Annotated in this window: 13 protein-coding genes and 1 riboswitch; of the genes, 10 read left to right on the forward strand and 3 right to left on the reverse strand. The window is 66.1% G+C overall.

The genetic code is table 11. The features are described from left to right. Nucleotides 1–54: 54 nt before the first annotated feature. The 4 genes from F7Q96_RS02865 (at nucleotide 55) to F7Q96_RS02880 (ending at nucleotide 4,698) form a co-directional block, all read left to right on the forward strand. Nucleotides 55–1,110, forward strand: a complete 1,056-nt coding sequence (locus F7Q96_RS02865; protein WP_053821409.1) for an adenosine deaminase — start codon at nucleotides 55–57, stop codon at nucleotides 1,108–1,110. Nucleotides 1,111–1,179: 69 nt separating this feature from the next. Continuing rightward, nucleotides 1,180–2,496, forward strand: coding sequence for a guanine deaminase (guaD, locus tag F7Q96_RS02870; RefSeq protein WP_053821408.1), 1,317 nt, complete (start codon nucleotides 1,180–1,182; stop codon nucleotides 2,494–2,496). 204 nt (nucleotides 2,497–2,700) lie between these two features. Further along, nucleotides 2,701–3,822 (forward strand): fatty acid desaturase, encoded by a 1,122-nt coding sequence (locus F7Q96_RS02875; RefSeq protein WP_053821407.1) that lies wholly within the window; start codon nucleotides 2,701–2,703, stop codon nucleotides 3,820–3,822. Between the two features lie 68 nt (nucleotides 3,823–3,890). After that, a riboswitch (yybP-ykoY riboswitch) is annotated at nucleotides 3,891–4,066 on the forward strand. Nucleotides 4,067–4,122: 56 nt separating this feature from the next. Next, a complete protein-coding gene (locus F7Q96_RS02880; RefSeq protein ID WP_053821406.1) occupies nucleotides 4,123–4,698 on the forward strand; it encodes a TMEM165/GDT1 family protein in 576 nt (191 codons plus the stop codon). Between the two features lie 319 nt (nucleotides 4,699–5,017). On the opposite strand, the gene F7Q96_RS02885 is transcribed toward F7Q96_RS02880, so the two are convergent. Then, entirely contained in the window at nucleotides 5,018–6,226 is a 1,209-nt protein-coding gene (locus F7Q96_RS02885; protein WP_053821405.1) for a urate hydroxylase PuuD, read from the reverse strand. A 31-nt stretch (nucleotides 6,227–6,257) separates the two neighbouring features. After that, nucleotides 6,258–6,611, reverse strand: a complete 354-nt coding sequence (gene uraH / locus F7Q96_RS02890; protein ID WP_053821404.1) for a hydroxyisourate hydrolase — start codon at nucleotides 6,609–6,611, stop codon at nucleotides 6,258–6,260. 293 nt (nucleotides 6,612–6,904) lie between these two features. Between uraH and F7Q96_RS02895 the strand changes: the two genes are divergently transcribed. From F7Q96_RS02895 to F7Q96_RS02920, 6 genes are all read left to right on the forward strand, one after another. Further along, complete coding sequence (locus tag F7Q96_RS02895) at nucleotides 6,905–7,645, forward strand: GntR family transcriptional regulator (RefSeq protein WP_151022050.1); 741 nt, start codon at nucleotides 6,905–6,907, stop codon at nucleotides 7,643–7,645. A gap of 179 nt (nucleotides 7,646–7,824) precedes the next feature. Then, entirely contained in the window at nucleotides 7,825–9,231 is a 1,407-nt protein-coding gene (locus tag F7Q96_RS02900; RefSeq protein WP_053821403.1) for a nucleobase:cation symporter-2 family protein, read from the forward strand. 111 nt (nucleotides 9,232–9,342) lie between these two features. Further along, on the forward strand, nucleotides 9,343–10,293 hold the full coding sequence (gene puuE, locus F7Q96_RS02905) for an allantoinase PuuE (RefSeq protein WP_053821402.1): 951 nt from the start codon (nucleotides 9,343–9,345) through the stop codon (nucleotides 10,291–10,293). Nucleotides 10,294–10,372: 79 nt separating this feature from the next. Further along, nucleotides 10,373–10,855, forward strand: a complete 483-nt coding sequence (gene uraD / locus F7Q96_RS02910; RefSeq protein ID WP_053823034.1) for a 2-oxo-4-hydroxy-4-carboxy-5-ureidoimidazoline decarboxylase — start codon at nucleotides 10,373–10,375, stop codon at nucleotides 10,853–10,855. Nucleotides 10,856–11,085: 230 nt separating this feature from the next. Beyond that, complete coding sequence (locus F7Q96_RS02915; RefSeq protein WP_053821401.1) at nucleotides 11,086–12,150, forward strand: porin; 1,065 nt, start codon at nucleotides 11,086–11,088, stop codon at nucleotides 12,148–12,150. Between the two features lie 367 nt (nucleotides 12,151–12,517). Beyond that, on the forward strand, nucleotides 12,518–12,763 hold the full coding sequence (locus tag F7Q96_RS02920) for a hypothetical protein (RefSeq protein WP_006576013.1): 246 nt from the start codon (nucleotides 12,518–12,520) through the stop codon (nucleotides 12,761–12,763). A gap of 162 nt (nucleotides 12,764–12,925) precedes the next feature. Here F7Q96_RS02920 and F7Q96_RS02925 read toward each other — a convergent pair whose 3' ends face one another. After that, nucleotides 12,926–15,247, reverse strand: coding sequence for an NADP-dependent malic enzyme (locus F7Q96_RS02925; RefSeq protein ID WP_151022052.1), 2,322 nt, complete (start codon nucleotides 15,245–15,247; stop codon nucleotides 12,926–12,928). Nucleotides 15,248–15,271: the final 24 nt, after the last annotated feature.

Below are 15,271 nucleotides of genomic sequence, written 5' to 3' on the forward strand. Positions count from 1 at the left end.
CCGGCACACTGTTCGAACACGGACAGCATGCCGGCATAGAAAAAAGGATTCCCCATGACGCTCGACGCCGCGCTCGCGGACCGCATCCGCCGCACTCCCAAGGCCGAACTGCATGTGCACATCGAAGGGACGCTCGAACCCGAGCTGATCTTCCGGCTCGCGCAGCGCAACCAGGTCAAGCTGCCCTACCCCAGCGTCGAGGCGCTGCGCGCCGCCTATGCGTTTACCGATCTGCAATCGTTCCTCGACATCTACTATGCGGGCGCCAGCGTGCTGCTGACCGAGGAGGATTTCTTCGACATGACGATGGCGTACGTCGAGCGCGCGGTCGCCGACAACGTGCGTCACGCGGAAATCTTCTTCGATCCGCAGACGCATACCGCGCGCGGCGTGGACATCGAGATCGTGATCGACGGCATCGCCGATGCCCTGGCTCAGGCCCGCACGCAGTACGACTTCTCCAGCAGCATGATCCTCTGCTTCCTGCGGCATCTGTCGGAGGAAGACGCGTTCGCCACGCTCGAGGCCGCGCTGCCCTATCGCGACCGCTTCATCGGCGTCGGTCTCGACTCGTCGGAGCGCGGCAATCCGCCCGAGAAGTTCGCGCGGGTGTTTGCCCGTGCGAAAGAGCTGGGCCTGCATCGCGTCGCTCATGCCGGCGAGGAAGGGCCGGCCGACTATGTCCGCGACGCGCTCGACATCCTGCACGTCGAGCGCATCGACCACGGCGTGCGCGCGATCGACGATCCGGCACTGGTCGAGCGGCTGGCGCGCGAACGCATCGCGCTGACCGTGTGCCCGCTGTCGAACCAGAAGCTCAAGGTCTATCCCGACCTGCGCGACCACTCGCTGAAGAAGCTGCTCGACGCCGGCGTCGCGGTGACGATCCACTCGGACGACCCGGCCTATTTCGGCGGCTATATGAACGCCAACTGGGAGGCCACCTTCGACGCGCTGCCGCTCGATGCCGCCGACGCGCACCGGCTTGCCCGCAACAGTTTCGAGGCCAGCTTCCTGCCGCCGGCGCTGAAGGCCGAATACCTGACCGAGGTCGACCGCTTCTGGCAGGCGGCCAGCCCCACGAAGCCGGCAAGCGCGGCGACGGCTTGATGCCGTTGCCGCCCTGACCGGCGCAACATCGGCCGGCGCCCCGCGCCGGCCTTTCCCAACCCCACGACCATGAACCAGACCACCAGCCCCTCTTCCCCTACCGGTACCCTTCGCGCCATCCGTGGCCGCGTGCTGCATTTCCTGCGCGACCCGCAATTCCATGATGACGCGTATCAGTATTGGGAAGACGGTGTGCTGCTGGTCGACGACGGCCGCATCGTGGCCGCGGGCCCCTATGCCGAGCTGGCGCCATCGGTCGCCCCGGGCACCGAGGTGATCGACCATCGCGGCAAGCTGATCGTGCCGGGCTTTATCGATACGCACGTGCACTATCCGCAGACCGACATGATCGCGTCGCCGTCGCCGGGCCTGCTGCACTGGCTCGACACCTATACCTTCCCCGAGGAGCGCCGCTTCGCCGAGCCCGAGTACGCGGCCGGCGTGGCTGCCTTCTTCGCCGACGAGCTGCTGCGCAACGGCACCACCAGCGCGCTGGTCTGGAGCACCGTCCATGCCGCCTCGGCCGACGCGCTGTTCGCCGAGAGCCATCGCCGCAATCTGCGGCTGGCGACCGGCAAGGTGCTGATGGACCGCCACTGCCCGGACTTCCTGCGCGACACCGCCGAGTCCGGCGCGCGCGAATCTGCCGATCTGCTGTCGCGCTGGCATGGCAAGGGACGCCTGTCCTATGCGATCACGCCGCGCTTCGCGCCGACCTCGACCGAGGCCCAGCTGGCGGCCTGCGGCGAGCTGGCGCGCGCCTACCCCGAAGCGCTGATCCAGACCCACGTGGCGGAGAACCGCGACGAGGTCAAATGGGTCGCCGAGCTGTTCCCGCAGGCGCGCAGCTATCTGGACGTCTACGATCGATACGGGCTGCTGCGGCCGGGGGCGTTCTACGGCCATGCGATCCACCTCGACGACGACGATCGCCGCCGGCTCGCCGATACCGGCGCCGCGGTCGCGCACTGCCCGACTTCGAACCTGTTCCTCGGCAGCGGCCTCTACGACTTCCACCAGTCGGACGCGCATCGGCTCAATCTGACGCTGGCCACCGACGTCGGCGGCGGCACCTCGTTCTCGATGCTGCGCACGATGAACGCGGCGCACAAGGTCGCGCGGATGGGCGGCTACCATCTGACCGCGCTGCGGATGTTCTACCTGGCCACGCGCGCGCCGGCCGACGCGCTGGGCTGGGGCGACCGCGTTGGCAGCTTCGCGCCGGGCAACGAGGCCGACTTCATCGTGCTCGACCCGGAGGCCACGCCGCTGCTGGCCCGCCGCAGCGCGCGCTCGGAAACGCTCGAGGAGCAGCTGTTCGCGTTCGCAATGCTGGGCGACGATCGGGTGATCGACAGCGTGTACGTGATGGGCGAGCGGGCCTGAACGGCCACGGTGTAGCCGGTACGGCGGTGCGTCTGAAGACACCGGGTCCCCGCCTTTGCGGGGACGACGACGATTCGCGAACATGCCCGTCGTCCCCGCGCACGCGACGACCCAGCGGCTTGCGCCTTGCTTGACCCCGGTCAAGGTCCTCGCCATCGATCTGCATTACGCTGGCCCGCGCCATTCGACAATGCCGATCCCGATATGACCACACCCGTTGCACCCGCCGATGCCGTTCCATCCGGCGTTCCACCCGAACCGCTGTCGCCCCACGCTCCGCTGCCACCCCGCAAGGTCATCCGCAGCTGGCTGATTCCGCTGTCCGACCGCAGCACGCCGCGCGCGCTGCTGCTGTTCGCGCTCGACGCGTCGCTGTTTTTTGCGGCCCTCGCCGCGCTCGTGATGGCATCGCACTGGCTCGCCAAGCTGGCGCTCGGCGTGCTGGCCGGCGTGCTGATCGCGCGCCTGTTCATCCTCGGACACGATGCCTGCCACCAGAGCCTGACGCCGCGCCGCGGCCTGAACAAATGGCTGGGCCGGATCGCCTTCCTGCCGTCGCTGACGCCGTACAGCCTGTGGGAGGTCGGCCATAACGTCGTCCATCACGGCTACACCAACCTGAAGGGCTTCGATTTCGTCTGGGCCCCGTACTCGATGCAGGAATACGCGGCGCTGCCCTGGTGGCGCCGCGCGCTGGAGCGGCTGTACCGCAACGGCCTGGGCGCCGGGCTGTATTACCTGATCGAGATCTGGTGGCTGAAGCTGTTCTTCCCCAGCCGTCGGCAGATGGCGACGCGCCGCCGGATCTTCCTGGCCGACTGCCTGCTGGCGGCCGGCTTCGCGGCGCTGTGGATCGGCGCGCTGGCTTGGCTGGCCATGGCGACGCAGCAGTCGGTCGCGCTGCTGCTGGCCGCCGGTTTCGGCGTGCCCTTCCTGATCTGGAATGCGACGGTCGGCTTCGTGCTGTATGTCCACCATACCCATGAAAGCGTGGCCTGGTACGACAGCAAGGCGATGTGGGCGCGGGCCCAGCCCTTCGTCTCGACCACGGTCCATCTGCGCTTTCGCCATGGCGTCGGCACGCTGCTGCACCACATCATGGAACACACGGCCCACCACGTCGACATGAGCGTGCCGCTGTACCGGCTCAAGCGCGCGCAGGCGCTGCTGGAGCGCGCGCTGCCCGGCCGCATCGTGGTGCAGAACTTCTCGTGGCGCTGGTACTTCGATACCGCGCGCCGCTGCAAGCTGTACGACTTCCAGGCGCTGTGCTGGACCGATTTCCGCGGCCGCCGCACCACCGCGCCGTCGCCGGTGCCGGCGTAGCGAGCGCGGTCGGACGCAGCGGAGATCGGTGCCGGTATGGACGACCGCCTCGCAGACTGGCTATAATCGCGCTTCCCATTGGGGAGTAGCCGCCCTGCCGCTCGGCACCGAGCCATGCGACAGGGGCGTACGTCAACAGACTTGACCGCTTGCGGTTATGGCGTGCGCAGCTTCCGGAACGGTGCAATGCCTGTTCCAGGGCCTGGCGAGACCGATGACGTCGTTTTTCGGCTGGGCCGGGGAAAACGCACGTCATTGGCATCTCGCGATGCGTCCGGCCCGCTGCTCCGATAACAACGAATGGAATCCCTGCTCGTCTCGACCGGTATCGTCGCCCTCGCGGAAATGGGCGACAAGACCCAACTGCTGTCGCTGATTCTCGCTGCGCGCTACCGCAAGCCCATCCCCATCATCCTCGGCATCCTGATCGCGACGCTTGTCAACCATGGCCTGGCCGGCGCGCTCGGCGGCTGGATCACGCAAATGGTCGGCCCGGCGCTGCTGCGCTGGATCCTCGGCCTCGGCTTCATCGCGATGGGCGCATGGATGCTGATCCCCGACAAGCTCGACGAGACCGAAAAGCCCAAGGCGGTCAAGGGCGCGTTCGGCGTGCTGTGCGCGACCGTCGTGGTGTTCTTCTTCGCGGAGATGGGCGACAAGACGCAGATCGCCACCGTCGCCCTCGCCGCCCGCTTCAGCAGCGATATCCTCGCGGTGGTCGCCGGCACCACGATCGGCATGATGCTGGCCAACGTGCCGGCGGTGCTGCTGGGCGAACGCTTCGCGCACCGGCTGCCGATCAAGCTGGTGCACCGCATCGCCGCGGCGGTGTTCGTCGTGTTGGGGGTGGTGGCGCTGATGGATATCGGAGGCTGATCCCGGCCACGCGCTCCGGCCACGGAATGCCGGTCGCCGGCTCTCGCCGATTCTCCTGTCACGTGCGGTCGCAACGGCGCAAGCGCGATCGTCGCCACGCGCAAACCCAGGGACTTCGTCGATTGCGGTATTGCGATCGTCAATCCGTGGGAGCCGCCGCCAGGCGAAGCCGGCGTCCGTTGAGACGCCGCCTGCGAACGCGACAAACCAATACGAAGCCACAAAAAAACGGGGCTTTCGCCCCGTTCAAACCCTCGCCGGCCCGGTACTGCGGTCGCCGACTGCGCGGCCACCGGACCGTCGATCACCGATCGGTAGGTTATTGCGTCGTGCTGGCGCCGGCCTCGAACCACTGGCCCAGCAGCGCGCGCTCGTCGTCCGTGATCTGCGTGACGTTGCCCAGCGGCATCGCCTTCTGCTGCACGGCCTGCTGATAGATCAGCTGGGCGTGCGCCTTGATCTCGTCCGGCGTTTCGAGCTTGATGCCTTTGGCCGCCGTCGGCATCATCTTCGGCGCTTCGGCATGGCACTGCACGCAGCGCGCGTTCATGATCTCCTGCACTTTGGTGAAGCTGACCTTGGTCGCGGCGGCGCCGTCCGGCTGCGCGGCAACCGGCTGGCGCGGCTGCGGGGCGATCATCACGGCAACCACGCCCAGCGCGGCGACGCCGGCGGCGGGCCACAGCACATTGATCTTGCCCTTGTGCTTGAGGATGAAGAACTGGCGGATCAGCACGCCGGCCAGCATGATCAGCACCAGCACGACCCAGTTGTACTTGTGCGCGTAGGTCATGCTGTAGTGGTTCGACAGCATCGCGAACAGCACCGGCAGCGTGAAATAGGTGTTATGCACGCTGCGCTGCTTGGCGTTCTTGCCGTGGATCGGATCGACCGGCTTGCCTTCGCGCATCGCCGCGACGGTCTTGCGCTGCCCCGGAATGATCCACACCAGCACGTTGGCGCTCATGATGGTCGCGATCATCGCGCCGGTCAGCAGGAACGCCGCACGGCCCGAGAACATGTGGCAGGCCACATAGGCCGCCAGCACCACGTACAGCGCGACAAGAATGCCGACCACGCGATCGTTCTTGCCGAACACGCGGCAGATGCAGTCGTAGACCACCCAGCCCACCGCCAGATAGGCAATGGCCAGCCCGACCGCCGCGCCCGGCGACATGTCGTAGACGTTCTTGTCGATCAGGAACGTGCTGGCGTTGAACAGGTACAGCACCACCAGCAGCGCGAAACCCGTCATCCAGGTCGAATACGACTCCCAATAGAACCAGTGCAGGTTCTCCGGCAATTTCTTCGGTGCGGTCAGGTATTTCTGCGGGTTGTAGAAGCCGCCGCCGTGCACGGCCCACAGCTCGCCGCCGACGCCCTTGTCCACCAGGTCGGGATCGACCGGCTTTTGCAGGCTGTTGTCCAGCCAGACGAAGTAGAACGACGAGCCGATCCACGCGATCGCGGTGATCACGTGGGCCCAGCGCAGCAGCAGATTGGCCCAGTCGAAAATGTAGCCTTCCATCTCTTGTCTCCTGTTTCCCTCGCCGCGCGGATCAGCTGCCGCGGTAGGTCGAGTACGACCACGGCGACACCAGCAGCGGCACGTGGTAGTGCGCGTTCGTATCGGCAATGCCGAAACGCAGCGTCACCACGTCGAGAAAGGCCGGTTCGGGCAACTGCACGCCGCGCGCGCGGAAATAATCCCCGGCGCCGAATTCGAGTTCGTAGACGCCGACGGCAAGATCGGCCCCCTCGAGCAGCGGCTGATCGCAACGGCCGTCGTGATTGGTCACAACGGTCTTCAGCGTTTCGCGGCGATTGTCAACAATTTTGGAAAGGGTAATCGACAGGCCTTGGCCGGGAATGCCTGCGGCAGTGTCGAGAACGTGGGTGGTCAAGCGTCCCATGGTCTGGTTCCTTAGCACGTGGGTGGTGAGAGGCGCCGCTGCCTTCACTAGCACCATTTGTGGGTATGGTGCCCGCTCGGTACGTCTTTTCAACGCATCCCGGCGCAGAACTGGTGCATGGCGACAATGCGCCGCACCAATCCGGATGACAACTACGGGATTACCCGTAGTTGTCGAAAACCTGGTTCGGTTTTGTTGACAATATTGAATGCACAACCAAATAATTGTCAACAATTTTTGGATCGGCGCGCCGGAGCGAAGCGTGGCCCGATCCTCCACCAGCGGGTGCCACGATGTCCAAGACTCTCAAGCTGATTGCCGGCGCCGATGAAGGCGCCGCGCCCAACGAAACGAAGCCGCGCAAGGGCTCGGTCGAGGAGCGCATGTATCACGAGATCTACGACGCGATCATGGAGCATCGGCTGCCGCCGCGCACCAAGCTGACCGAGCATCCGCTTTGCGAGATCTATGCCACCGCGCGCCACACCGTACGGAAGGTGCTGGCCCGTCTGGCGGCCGACGGCATGGTGGACCTCGAGCCCAATCGCGGCGCCTTCATCGCCAGCCCTTCCACCGACGAGGCGCACGACATGTTCGAACTGCGCCAGATGCTCGAGCGCGCGGTGCTGGAAAAGCTCGCGGCGCAGCGCAATGTCCGCAGCGTGATCGCCCCGGTGCGGCAGATGGTGCAGCAGGAGCGCCAGGCCTTCCTGAACAACGAGCGGCCCAAGTGGATCCGCCTGTCGGCCGAATTCCATACCGCGCTGGCCGAGCTGTCCGGCAACGCGCTGCTGGTCACGATGATGCGCCGCCTGGTGTCGCGCACCACGCTGATGATCGCCAGCGTCGAGGCGCCGGGCAACAACGCCTGCTCCTTCGACGAACACGAGGCCATTCTCGATGCGCTGGAACAGGGCGACGCCGCCCTGGCGCAATCGCGCATGGCGCACCATCTCGGCGCCTGCGCCGACCGCGTACAGCCCGACGACCCGGGCAGCTTCGATCTTCGCAGCGTGCTGGGGCGCTCCACCTAGCACGCTGTTCCACCCTGCCGGCGCCCCGCCCAGCTTTCGCACCCCGCCCAGCCACGCGCACCCTCGCAGGTGCCGGCAGCGGGACCAGGCCCGGATCGTTCCGAACGACCGGGCCGGACGCACCAGAAGGCATGCGGACGCCAAGCAAACGTCCAACCATCGGAGAGGAGACAAACACAATGACAAGCGCAAGCACCACGGTCCCCACGGACCTGACCAATGAGCGCCTGCCCTCGGGCCGGCTGCTCGCGCTCGGGCTGCAGCATGTATTGGTGATGTACGCGGGCACCGTGGCGGTGCCGCTGATCGTCGGCGGCGCGCTGAAGCTGCCGAAGGACCAGCTGGCCTTCCTGATCAACGCCGACCTGTTCGCCGCCGGCATCGCCACGCTGATCCAGGCGTTCGGCTTCTGGAAATTCGGCATCCGGCTGCCGGTGATGATGGGCGTGACGTTCGCCTCGGTGGCGCCGATGATCGCGATCGGCACCGATCCCAATATCGGGCTGCTCGGCATCTACGGCGCGGTGATTGCGTCCGGGCTGTTCGGCATCCTGATCGCACCGATGATGGGCCGGATGCTGGGCCTGTTCCCGCCCGTGGTGACCGGCACCGTGATCACGCTGATCGGCGTGTCGCTGATGCGGGTCGGCATCAACTGGGCCGCCGGCGGCCAGCCGACGACGCGGGCGGTGATCGACGGCGTCGTCAAGGAGGTGCCGAACCTGGCCTACGGCGACCTGACCAATCTGGGCATCGCCGGCGCGGTGCTGGTCATCATCCTGCTGCTGACGAAGTACGGCCGCGGCCTGGTGTCGAACTGCGCGGTGCTGCTGGGCATCATCGCCGGCACGCTGATCGCGATGGCGATGGGCAAGGTGTCGTTCGAAGGCCTGCACGAAGCGAGCTACGTCGCCGTGATCACGCCGCTGCATTTCGGCATGCCGACCTTCCACTTCTCGGCGATCCTGTCGATGTGCATCGTGATGGTGATCACGCTGGTGGAATCGACCGGCATGTTCCTTGCACTGGCCGACATCACCGGCAAACGGCTGTCCAACGCCGACCTGACGCGCGGCCTGCGCGCCGACGGCCTGGGCACGGTGATCGGCGGCGTGTTCAATACCTTCCCGTACACCTCGTTCTCGCAGAACGTCGGCCTGGTCACGGTGACGGGCGTGCGCTCGCGCTATGTCGCGGCGGCGGGCGGCCTGATCCTGATTGCCTTCGGCCTGTTCCCCAAGATGGCGCACGTGGTCGCCTCGGTGCCGCAGTTCGTGCTGGGCGGCGCCGGCATCGTGATGTTCGGCATGGTCGCGGCGACCGGCATCCGTATCCTGGGCTCGTGCGATTTCAACCGCAACCGCCACAACCTGTTCATCGTCGCGATCTCGATCGGCTTCGGCATGATCCCGACGCTGTCGCCGACCTTCTTCCAGTACCTGCCGAGCTGGACCCATGCGATCACGCACAGCGGCATCGTGCTGGGCACCGTGGTCGCGGTGGCGCTGAACCTGTTCTACAACGGCATGCAGTCGGCCGACGAAGCGATGCGCAACGCGGCCGCCAACAGCCACGGCACGGAGTAAGGCCAGCCGTGCGTTTGCCCGCGCCGCCGCCGTGGCCGTTGTTGCCGCCGCGGCGGCGGCGCGGGCCGGGTCGATGCCGTGCGGCCTGTTTTGACAACCCGAGTGACCCTGATGACAAACCATAACTATCCACGCGATCTGATCGGTTACGGCAGCCAGCCGCCGCACGCCCGATGGCCGGGCGGCGCGCGCATCGCGCTGCAGTTCGTGCTCAATTACGAAGAAGGCGGCGAGAACTGCGTGCTGCACGGCGACGCGGCCTCCGAGCAGTTCCTCTCCGAGATCGTCGGCGCGGCGGCCTACCCCGACCGCCACATGAGCATGGAGAGCATCTACGAATACGGCTCGCGCGCCGGTGTCTGGCGCATCCTGCGCGAGTTCGAGCAGCGCGGCCTGCCGCTGACCATCTTCGGCGTGTCGATGGCGCTGCAGCGCCATCCCGAGCTGACCCGCGCCTTCGTCGAGCTGGGCCACGAGATCGCCTGCCATGGCTGGCGCTGGATCCACTACCAGAACATCGACGAGGCCACCGAGCGCGAGCACATGCGCATCGCGATGCAGATCATCCGCGAACTGACCGGCAGCGCGCCGCTGGGCTGGTACACCGGCCGCGACAGCCCCAACACGCGGCGCCTGGTGGTCGAGCACGGCGGCTTCGTCTACGACTCGGACTACTACGGCGACGACCTGCCGTTCTGGACCGAGGTGCGGACGAGCAACGGCGAAACGAAGCCGCATCTGGTGGTGCCCTACACGCTGGACTCGAACGACATGCGCTTTGCCACGCCGCAAGGCTTCAACACCGGCGAGCAGTTCTTCCAGTACCTGAAGGACGCCTTCGACGTGCTGTACGCCGAGGGCGATCCGCAGGGGCTGAACCAGCCGAAGATGCTGTCGATCGGCATGCATTGCCGGCTGCTCGGACGCCCCGGGCGCTTCCGCGCGCTGCAGCGTTTCCTGGACTACGTGCAGTCGCACGACAAGGTCTGGATCGCACGCCGCATCGATATCGCCCGGCACTGGATCGAGACGCATCCGTACGCCGCGAAGGCGCCGCGGTAATCCACCATCCCAGGCGCCACGCCTCCATCGAACACAGCCGAGTCCCGACGTGACCTACACCCTCTCCCAACTGAACGCGATGCCGTCCGCCGAATTCGTGCAGGCCCTCGGCGGCATCTATGAACACTCGCCCTGGGTTGCCGCCAGCGCCGCCGAGCAGCGGCCCTTCGCCGACCGCCAGGCGCTGGCGGCGGCGATGCGCGCGGCCGTCGACCAGGCCGGCGAAGCGGCCCAGCTCAAGCTGGTGCGCGCCCACCCGGAGCTGGCCGGCAAGGCAGCGGTGCGCGGCGAGCTGACCGAAGAATCAACGCGCGAACAGAGCGGCGCCGGGCTCAATCAATGCACGCCCGAGCAGTTCGAACGGCTGCAGGCATTGAATGCGCGCTACAACGAGAAATTCGGCTTCCCGTTCATTCTCGCCGTACGCGGCTACGATCGCGCCGGCATCATCGACGAGTTCGCAAGACGCATCGAGAATTCGCCGGCCGATGAGTTGCAAACATGCATCAATCAGATCCATCGCATTGCCCAGTTCCGTCTTGACGACTTAGTATCCGGCTGAGTCGAAATTCCCCTCGCATGGAACCCATGCATGGAGCCAGACCGCGCATCGGGCAAGGCCTCGGCATGTCACCGCCGGCGCCCTGCCCGATGACATGATGAACGGCGCCCGAAGCCAGCGCCGTCCGCCGCCGGCACCCTTGCCACCGATGCCGGCGGCGCACCAAAAAGAGAACCCGTCAGGGACCCAGTACACAACGTTCCAACAGGATCAAACCACGGAGGTCTTTCATGCAGAAGCAGTTCAAGTTGGCGGCACTGGCCGCGGCCCTTTTCAGCGGCGCGGCCATGGCGCAATCGAGCGTCACGCTCTACGGCCAGGTCGACATGTTCGTCGGCGCGGTCAAGAACCCGGGCACCGGCGAGCGCGCCTGGGTCGCCAATTCGGGTGGCATGCAAACGTCGTACTGGGGGATCAAGGGCGCCGAGGATCTGGGCAACGGCCTCAAGGCGATCTTCGACCTGAACGGTTTCTATCGCACCGATAACGGCCGCACCGGCCGCTTCGACGGCGATGCGATGTTCAGCCGCAATGCCTATGTCGGGCTGCAGAGCGACCGCGCCGGTACGCTGAAGCTCGGCCGCAACACCACGCCGTATTTCATCTCGACCATCCTGTTCAATCCGCTGGTCGATTCGTACGTATTCTCGCCGGCGATCTTCCACACCTATTTCACCGCGACCAATGGCACGGTGTTCGATCCGGGCATCATCGGTGATTCGGGCTGGAGCAACTCGCTGGTCTATTCGACGCCGACCTTCGGCGGCCTGACCGCCAACCTGATCTATTCGTTCGGCGAACAGGCGGGCTCGACCGGCCGCAACAAGTGGGGCGGCAACCTGATGTACTTCAACGGCCCGCTCGCCGCGACCGTCGCCTTCCAGCAGGTCAAGTTCAACAACGTGCCGGGCGACGTGACCTCGCCGGCTACGCTGGCCGGCTTCGACAAGCAGAACGCGGTGCTGGCCGGCCTGTCGTACGACTTCAAGGTGGTCAAGCTGTTCGCCCAGGGCCAGTACATCAAGAGCGACGTGAACAATGCCACCGGTGACATCAAGCACACCAGCGGCCAGATCGGCGCCTCGGTGCCCATCGGCGCCGGCAGCCTGCTCGCTTCGTATGGCTATGCGAAGGCCGAGAACAATGTCGACGACTTCAAGCGCAATACCTTCGCGATCGCCTACGACTACAACCTGTCGAAGCGCACCGACGTGTATGCCGCCTACTTCTACGACAAGATCACCGGCGCCGAGCACGGCGATTCGTTCGGTGTCGGCGTTCGGCACAAGTTCTGATCGGGATTGCCTTCGGGCCTGAACGGCCTGAACGGCCCCAAGGACCCTGTCGCCTTGCCCTCTCCCCCGGCCCCTCTCCCGCAAGCGGGAGAGGGGAGAAGACCAGCAGCGTGTCGCGGGTCTGTGGGTGTCCCTCTCCCGCTTGCGGGAGAGGGCTGGGGAGAGGGCAACAGCGCCCCCCGCTGCGGCGCAATGCCGCAGCATCGCATCATTTCCCCCCTTCCCCGCTGCATCGCAGCACCGTTCCCCTGCTCCCGCGGCGGGAATGAACGACTTCACCTCATAGGCTCATTCAATTGGCACGGCCCAGGACGAATGCCTACATTGAACGTCCAGACCACGATTAGCCAAACGAGAGAGGTGACTCATGCGGCGATACGCAAAGACCCGGTCGGAGTTGATGGCTATCCTCAACCAGTGCCTCGATAACAATCCGGAATGCGGCGAGTGCGAGTTGCATGCGGTACGCGTGCACCAGCCGGACCATACGGGATGCAATTGGAGCGCCGAGGTGGACTTTCCCCGTGCGGCCGAAGACAGCGTATCGATGCAACTGCGCGCGGCGAAGTCGATCATCGTCGACATGCGCCAGCAGTACAATGTCTTGCAATAGCGCGGCCTTCAGCCAATACGCTGCTCCGCAGCACAGCACCGCAGCATGAAATAACGAGCACCGATCAGCGAACGCCATCGCGACCGAATGTCGCAATAAAAAAAGCCGGGCACAGAGCCCGGCTTTTTTGTTTGAAGCGGCCGCTTGTCAGCCGCCCGCGGATCAGCGCAGCGCGCCCGACTCCGCCACCGCCACCGCCGTCATATTGACGATCCGGCGAGTGGTCGCCTGCGGATTCAGGATGTGCACCGGCTTGGCGGCGCCCAGCAGGATCGGGCCCACCGTCACGCCCTGGCCGCCGGTGATCTTCAGCAGATTGAACGCGATATTGGCCGCATCCAGCGTCGGCATCACCAGCAGATTGGCCGAGCCGGCCAGCTTGGTGCCCGGCAGGAAATGACGGCGCACGTCCTCGACCAGCGCCGCGTCGCCCTGCATCTCGCCCTCGACTTCGAGCTCGGGCGCGATCTGGCTCAGGATCTGCTGCGCCGCGCGCATCTTGCGCGCCGAAGCACGATTGGACGAGCCGAACATCGAGTGCGACAGCAGCGCGACCTTCGGCGTCAGGCCGAAGCGGCGGATTTCCTCGGCCGCCAGTTGCGTGATCGCGGCCAGCTCGTCGGCCGTCGGATCGTCGTTGACGAAGGTGTCGGTGATGAACAGCGTGTACTTCTCCAGCATCAGCGCATTCATCGCCGCCAGCACCTTGGCGCCGGGCTTCAGGCCGATCACGTCGCGCACATGCTCGAGGTGCGCCTCGAAGCGGCCCACCGTGCCGCACAGCAGCGCATCGGCATCGCCCATATGCATCAGCATCGTGCCGATCAGCGTATTGGAGCGGCGCAGCGCGACCTTGGCCATGTCGGGGGTCACGCCATCGCGTCCGCGCAGCGCGTGATAGGCCTCGTGATAGGCGCGATAGCGCGGATCGTCCTCGGGGTTCACCAGTTCGAAATCGACGCCCGGCTTCAGCCGCAGGCCGGCCTTGTCGATGCGCATCTGGATCACGTGCGGACGGCCGATCAGGATCGGGCGGGCCAGCCCTTCGTCGACGACGGTCTGCACCGCGCGCAGCACGCGCTCTTCCTCGCCCTCGGCATAGGCGACGCGCTTGGGCGCGGCCTTGGCGGCCGAGAACACCGGCTTCATGATCAGGCCGGTGTGGTAGACGTATTGCGTCAGCTGCTGGCGATAGGCCTCGAGGTCCTGGATCGGACGCGTGGCCACGCCCGATTCCATCGCCGCGCGCGCGACGGCCGGCGCGATCTTCTCGATCAGGCGCTGGTCGAACGGCGTCGGGATGATGTAGTCGGGACCGAACTTCAGTTCCTTGCCGGCATAGGCAGCGGCCACCGCGTCGTTGGTCTCCGCCTCGGCCAGCTCGGCGATCGCCTTGACGCAGGCCAGCTTCATTTCCTCGGTGATCTTGGTCGCGCCGCAATCGAGCGCGCCGCGGAAGATGTACGGGAAGCAAAGGACGTTATTGACCTGGTTCGGATAGTCCGAACGGCCGGTCGCGATGATGCAGTCGGGGCGCGCGGCCTTGGCCACTTCCGGACGGATCTCCGGCTCGGGATTGGCCAGCGCCAGGATGATCGGCTTGTCGGCCATCGTCTTGACCATCTCGGCGGTCAGCACGCCGGCGGTCGAGCAGCCGAGGAACACGTCGGCGCCCTTGACGATATCGGCCAGCGTGCGGGCCGAGGTGTCCTGCGCGTAGCGCGCCTTGTTGGCCTCCATGTTGGCGTCGCGGCCGACGAAGATCACGCCCTTCGAATCGACCACGTAGATGTTCTCGCGCTTGACGCCGAGGCTTACCATCGTGTCGAGGCAGGCGATCGCCGCCGCGCCCGCGCCCGACACCGCCATCTTGACGTTGGCGATGTCCTTGCCGACCACCTTCAGGCCATTGAGCAGCGCCGCCGCCGAGATGATCGCGGTGCCGTGCTGGTCGTCATGGAAGACCGGAATGTTCATCCGCTCGCGCAGCTTCTTCTCGATGTAGAAGCACTCGGGCGCCTTGATGTCCTCGAGGTTGACGCCGCCCAGCGTGGGCTCGAGCGCGGCAACGATCTCGACGATCTGGTCCGGGTCGCGCGCATCGAGTTCGATGTCGAACACGTCGATGCCGGCGAACTTCTTGAACAGGCAGCCCTTGCCTTCCATCACCGGCTTGCCGGCCAGCGGGCCGATGTCGCCCAGGCCCAGCACCGCGGTGCCGTTGGTGACCACCGCCACCAGGTTGCCGCGCGAGGTGTACTCGGCCGCCATGGCCGGGTCCTTGGCGATCTCCTCGCACGCATAGGCCACGCCCGGCGAATAGGCCAGCGACAGGTCGCGCTGGTTCGACAGCGCCTTGGTCGCGGTCACCTGGATCTTGCCCTTGGTGGGGCTGCGGTGATATTCCAGCGCGGCGAGGCGCAATTGCGCTTCAGGACTGTTGGGGGCGTGTTGCGGTGCGTCACCGCTGGTCTTGCTGCTCATGTCGCTCGTCCGGAAAGAGGCCCA

Source organism: Cupriavidus gilardii (genome assembly GCF_008801915.1).
GTDB lineage: Bacteria > Pseudomonadota > Gammaproteobacteria > Burkholderiales > Burkholderiaceae > Cupriavidus > Cupriavidus gilardii.

Bases quoted from the DNA above. Each gene is read 5' to 3' on its own strand.
- F7Q96_RS02865 (WP_053821409.1), top strand. From the start codon at position 55: ATGACGCTCGACGCCGCGCTCGCGGACCGCATCCGCCGCACTCCCAAG.
- guaD (WP_053821408.1), top strand. From the start codon at position 1,180: ATGAACCAGACCACCAGCCCCTCTTCCCCTACCGGTACCCTTCGCGCC.
- F7Q96_RS02875 (WP_053821407.1), top strand. From the start codon at position 2,701: ATGACCACACCCGTTGCACCCGCCGATGCCGTTCCATCCGGCGTTCCA.
- F7Q96_RS02880 (WP_053821406.1), top strand. From the start codon at position 4,123: ATGGAATCCCTGCTCGTCTCGACCGGTATCGTCGCCCTCGCGGAAATG.
- F7Q96_RS02885 (WP_053821405.1), bottom strand. From the start codon at position 6,226: ATGGAAGGCTACATTTTCGACTGGGCCAATCTGCTGCTGCGCTGGGCC.
- uraH (WP_053821404.1), bottom strand. From the start codon at position 6,611: ATGGGACGCTTGACCACCCACGTTCTCGACACTGCCGCAGGCATTCCC.
- F7Q96_RS02895 (WP_151022050.1), top strand. From the start codon at position 6,905: ATGTCCAAGACTCTCAAGCTGATTGCCGGCGCCGATGAAGGCGCCGCG.
- F7Q96_RS02900 (WP_053821403.1), top strand. From the start codon at position 7,825: ATGACAAGCGCAAGCACCACGGTCCCCACGGACCTGACCAATGAGCGC.
- puuE (WP_053821402.1), top strand. From the start codon at position 9,343: ATGACAAACCATAACTATCCACGCGATCTGATCGGTTACGGCAGCCAG.
- uraD (WP_053823034.1), top strand. From the start codon at position 10,373: ATGCCGTCCGCCGAATTCGTGCAGGCCCTCGGCGGCATCTATGAACAC.
- F7Q96_RS02915 (WP_053821401.1), top strand. From the start codon at position 11,086: ATGCAGAAGCAGTTCAAGTTGGCGGCACTGGCCGCGGCCCTTTTCAGC.
- F7Q96_RS02920 (WP_006576013.1), top strand. From the start codon at position 12,518: ATGCGGCGATACGCAAAGACCCGGTCGGAGTTGATGGCTATCCTCAAC.
- F7Q96_RS02925 (WP_151022052.1), bottom strand. From the start codon at position 15,247: ATGAGCAGCAAGACCAGCGGTGACGCACCGCAACACGCCCCCAACAGT.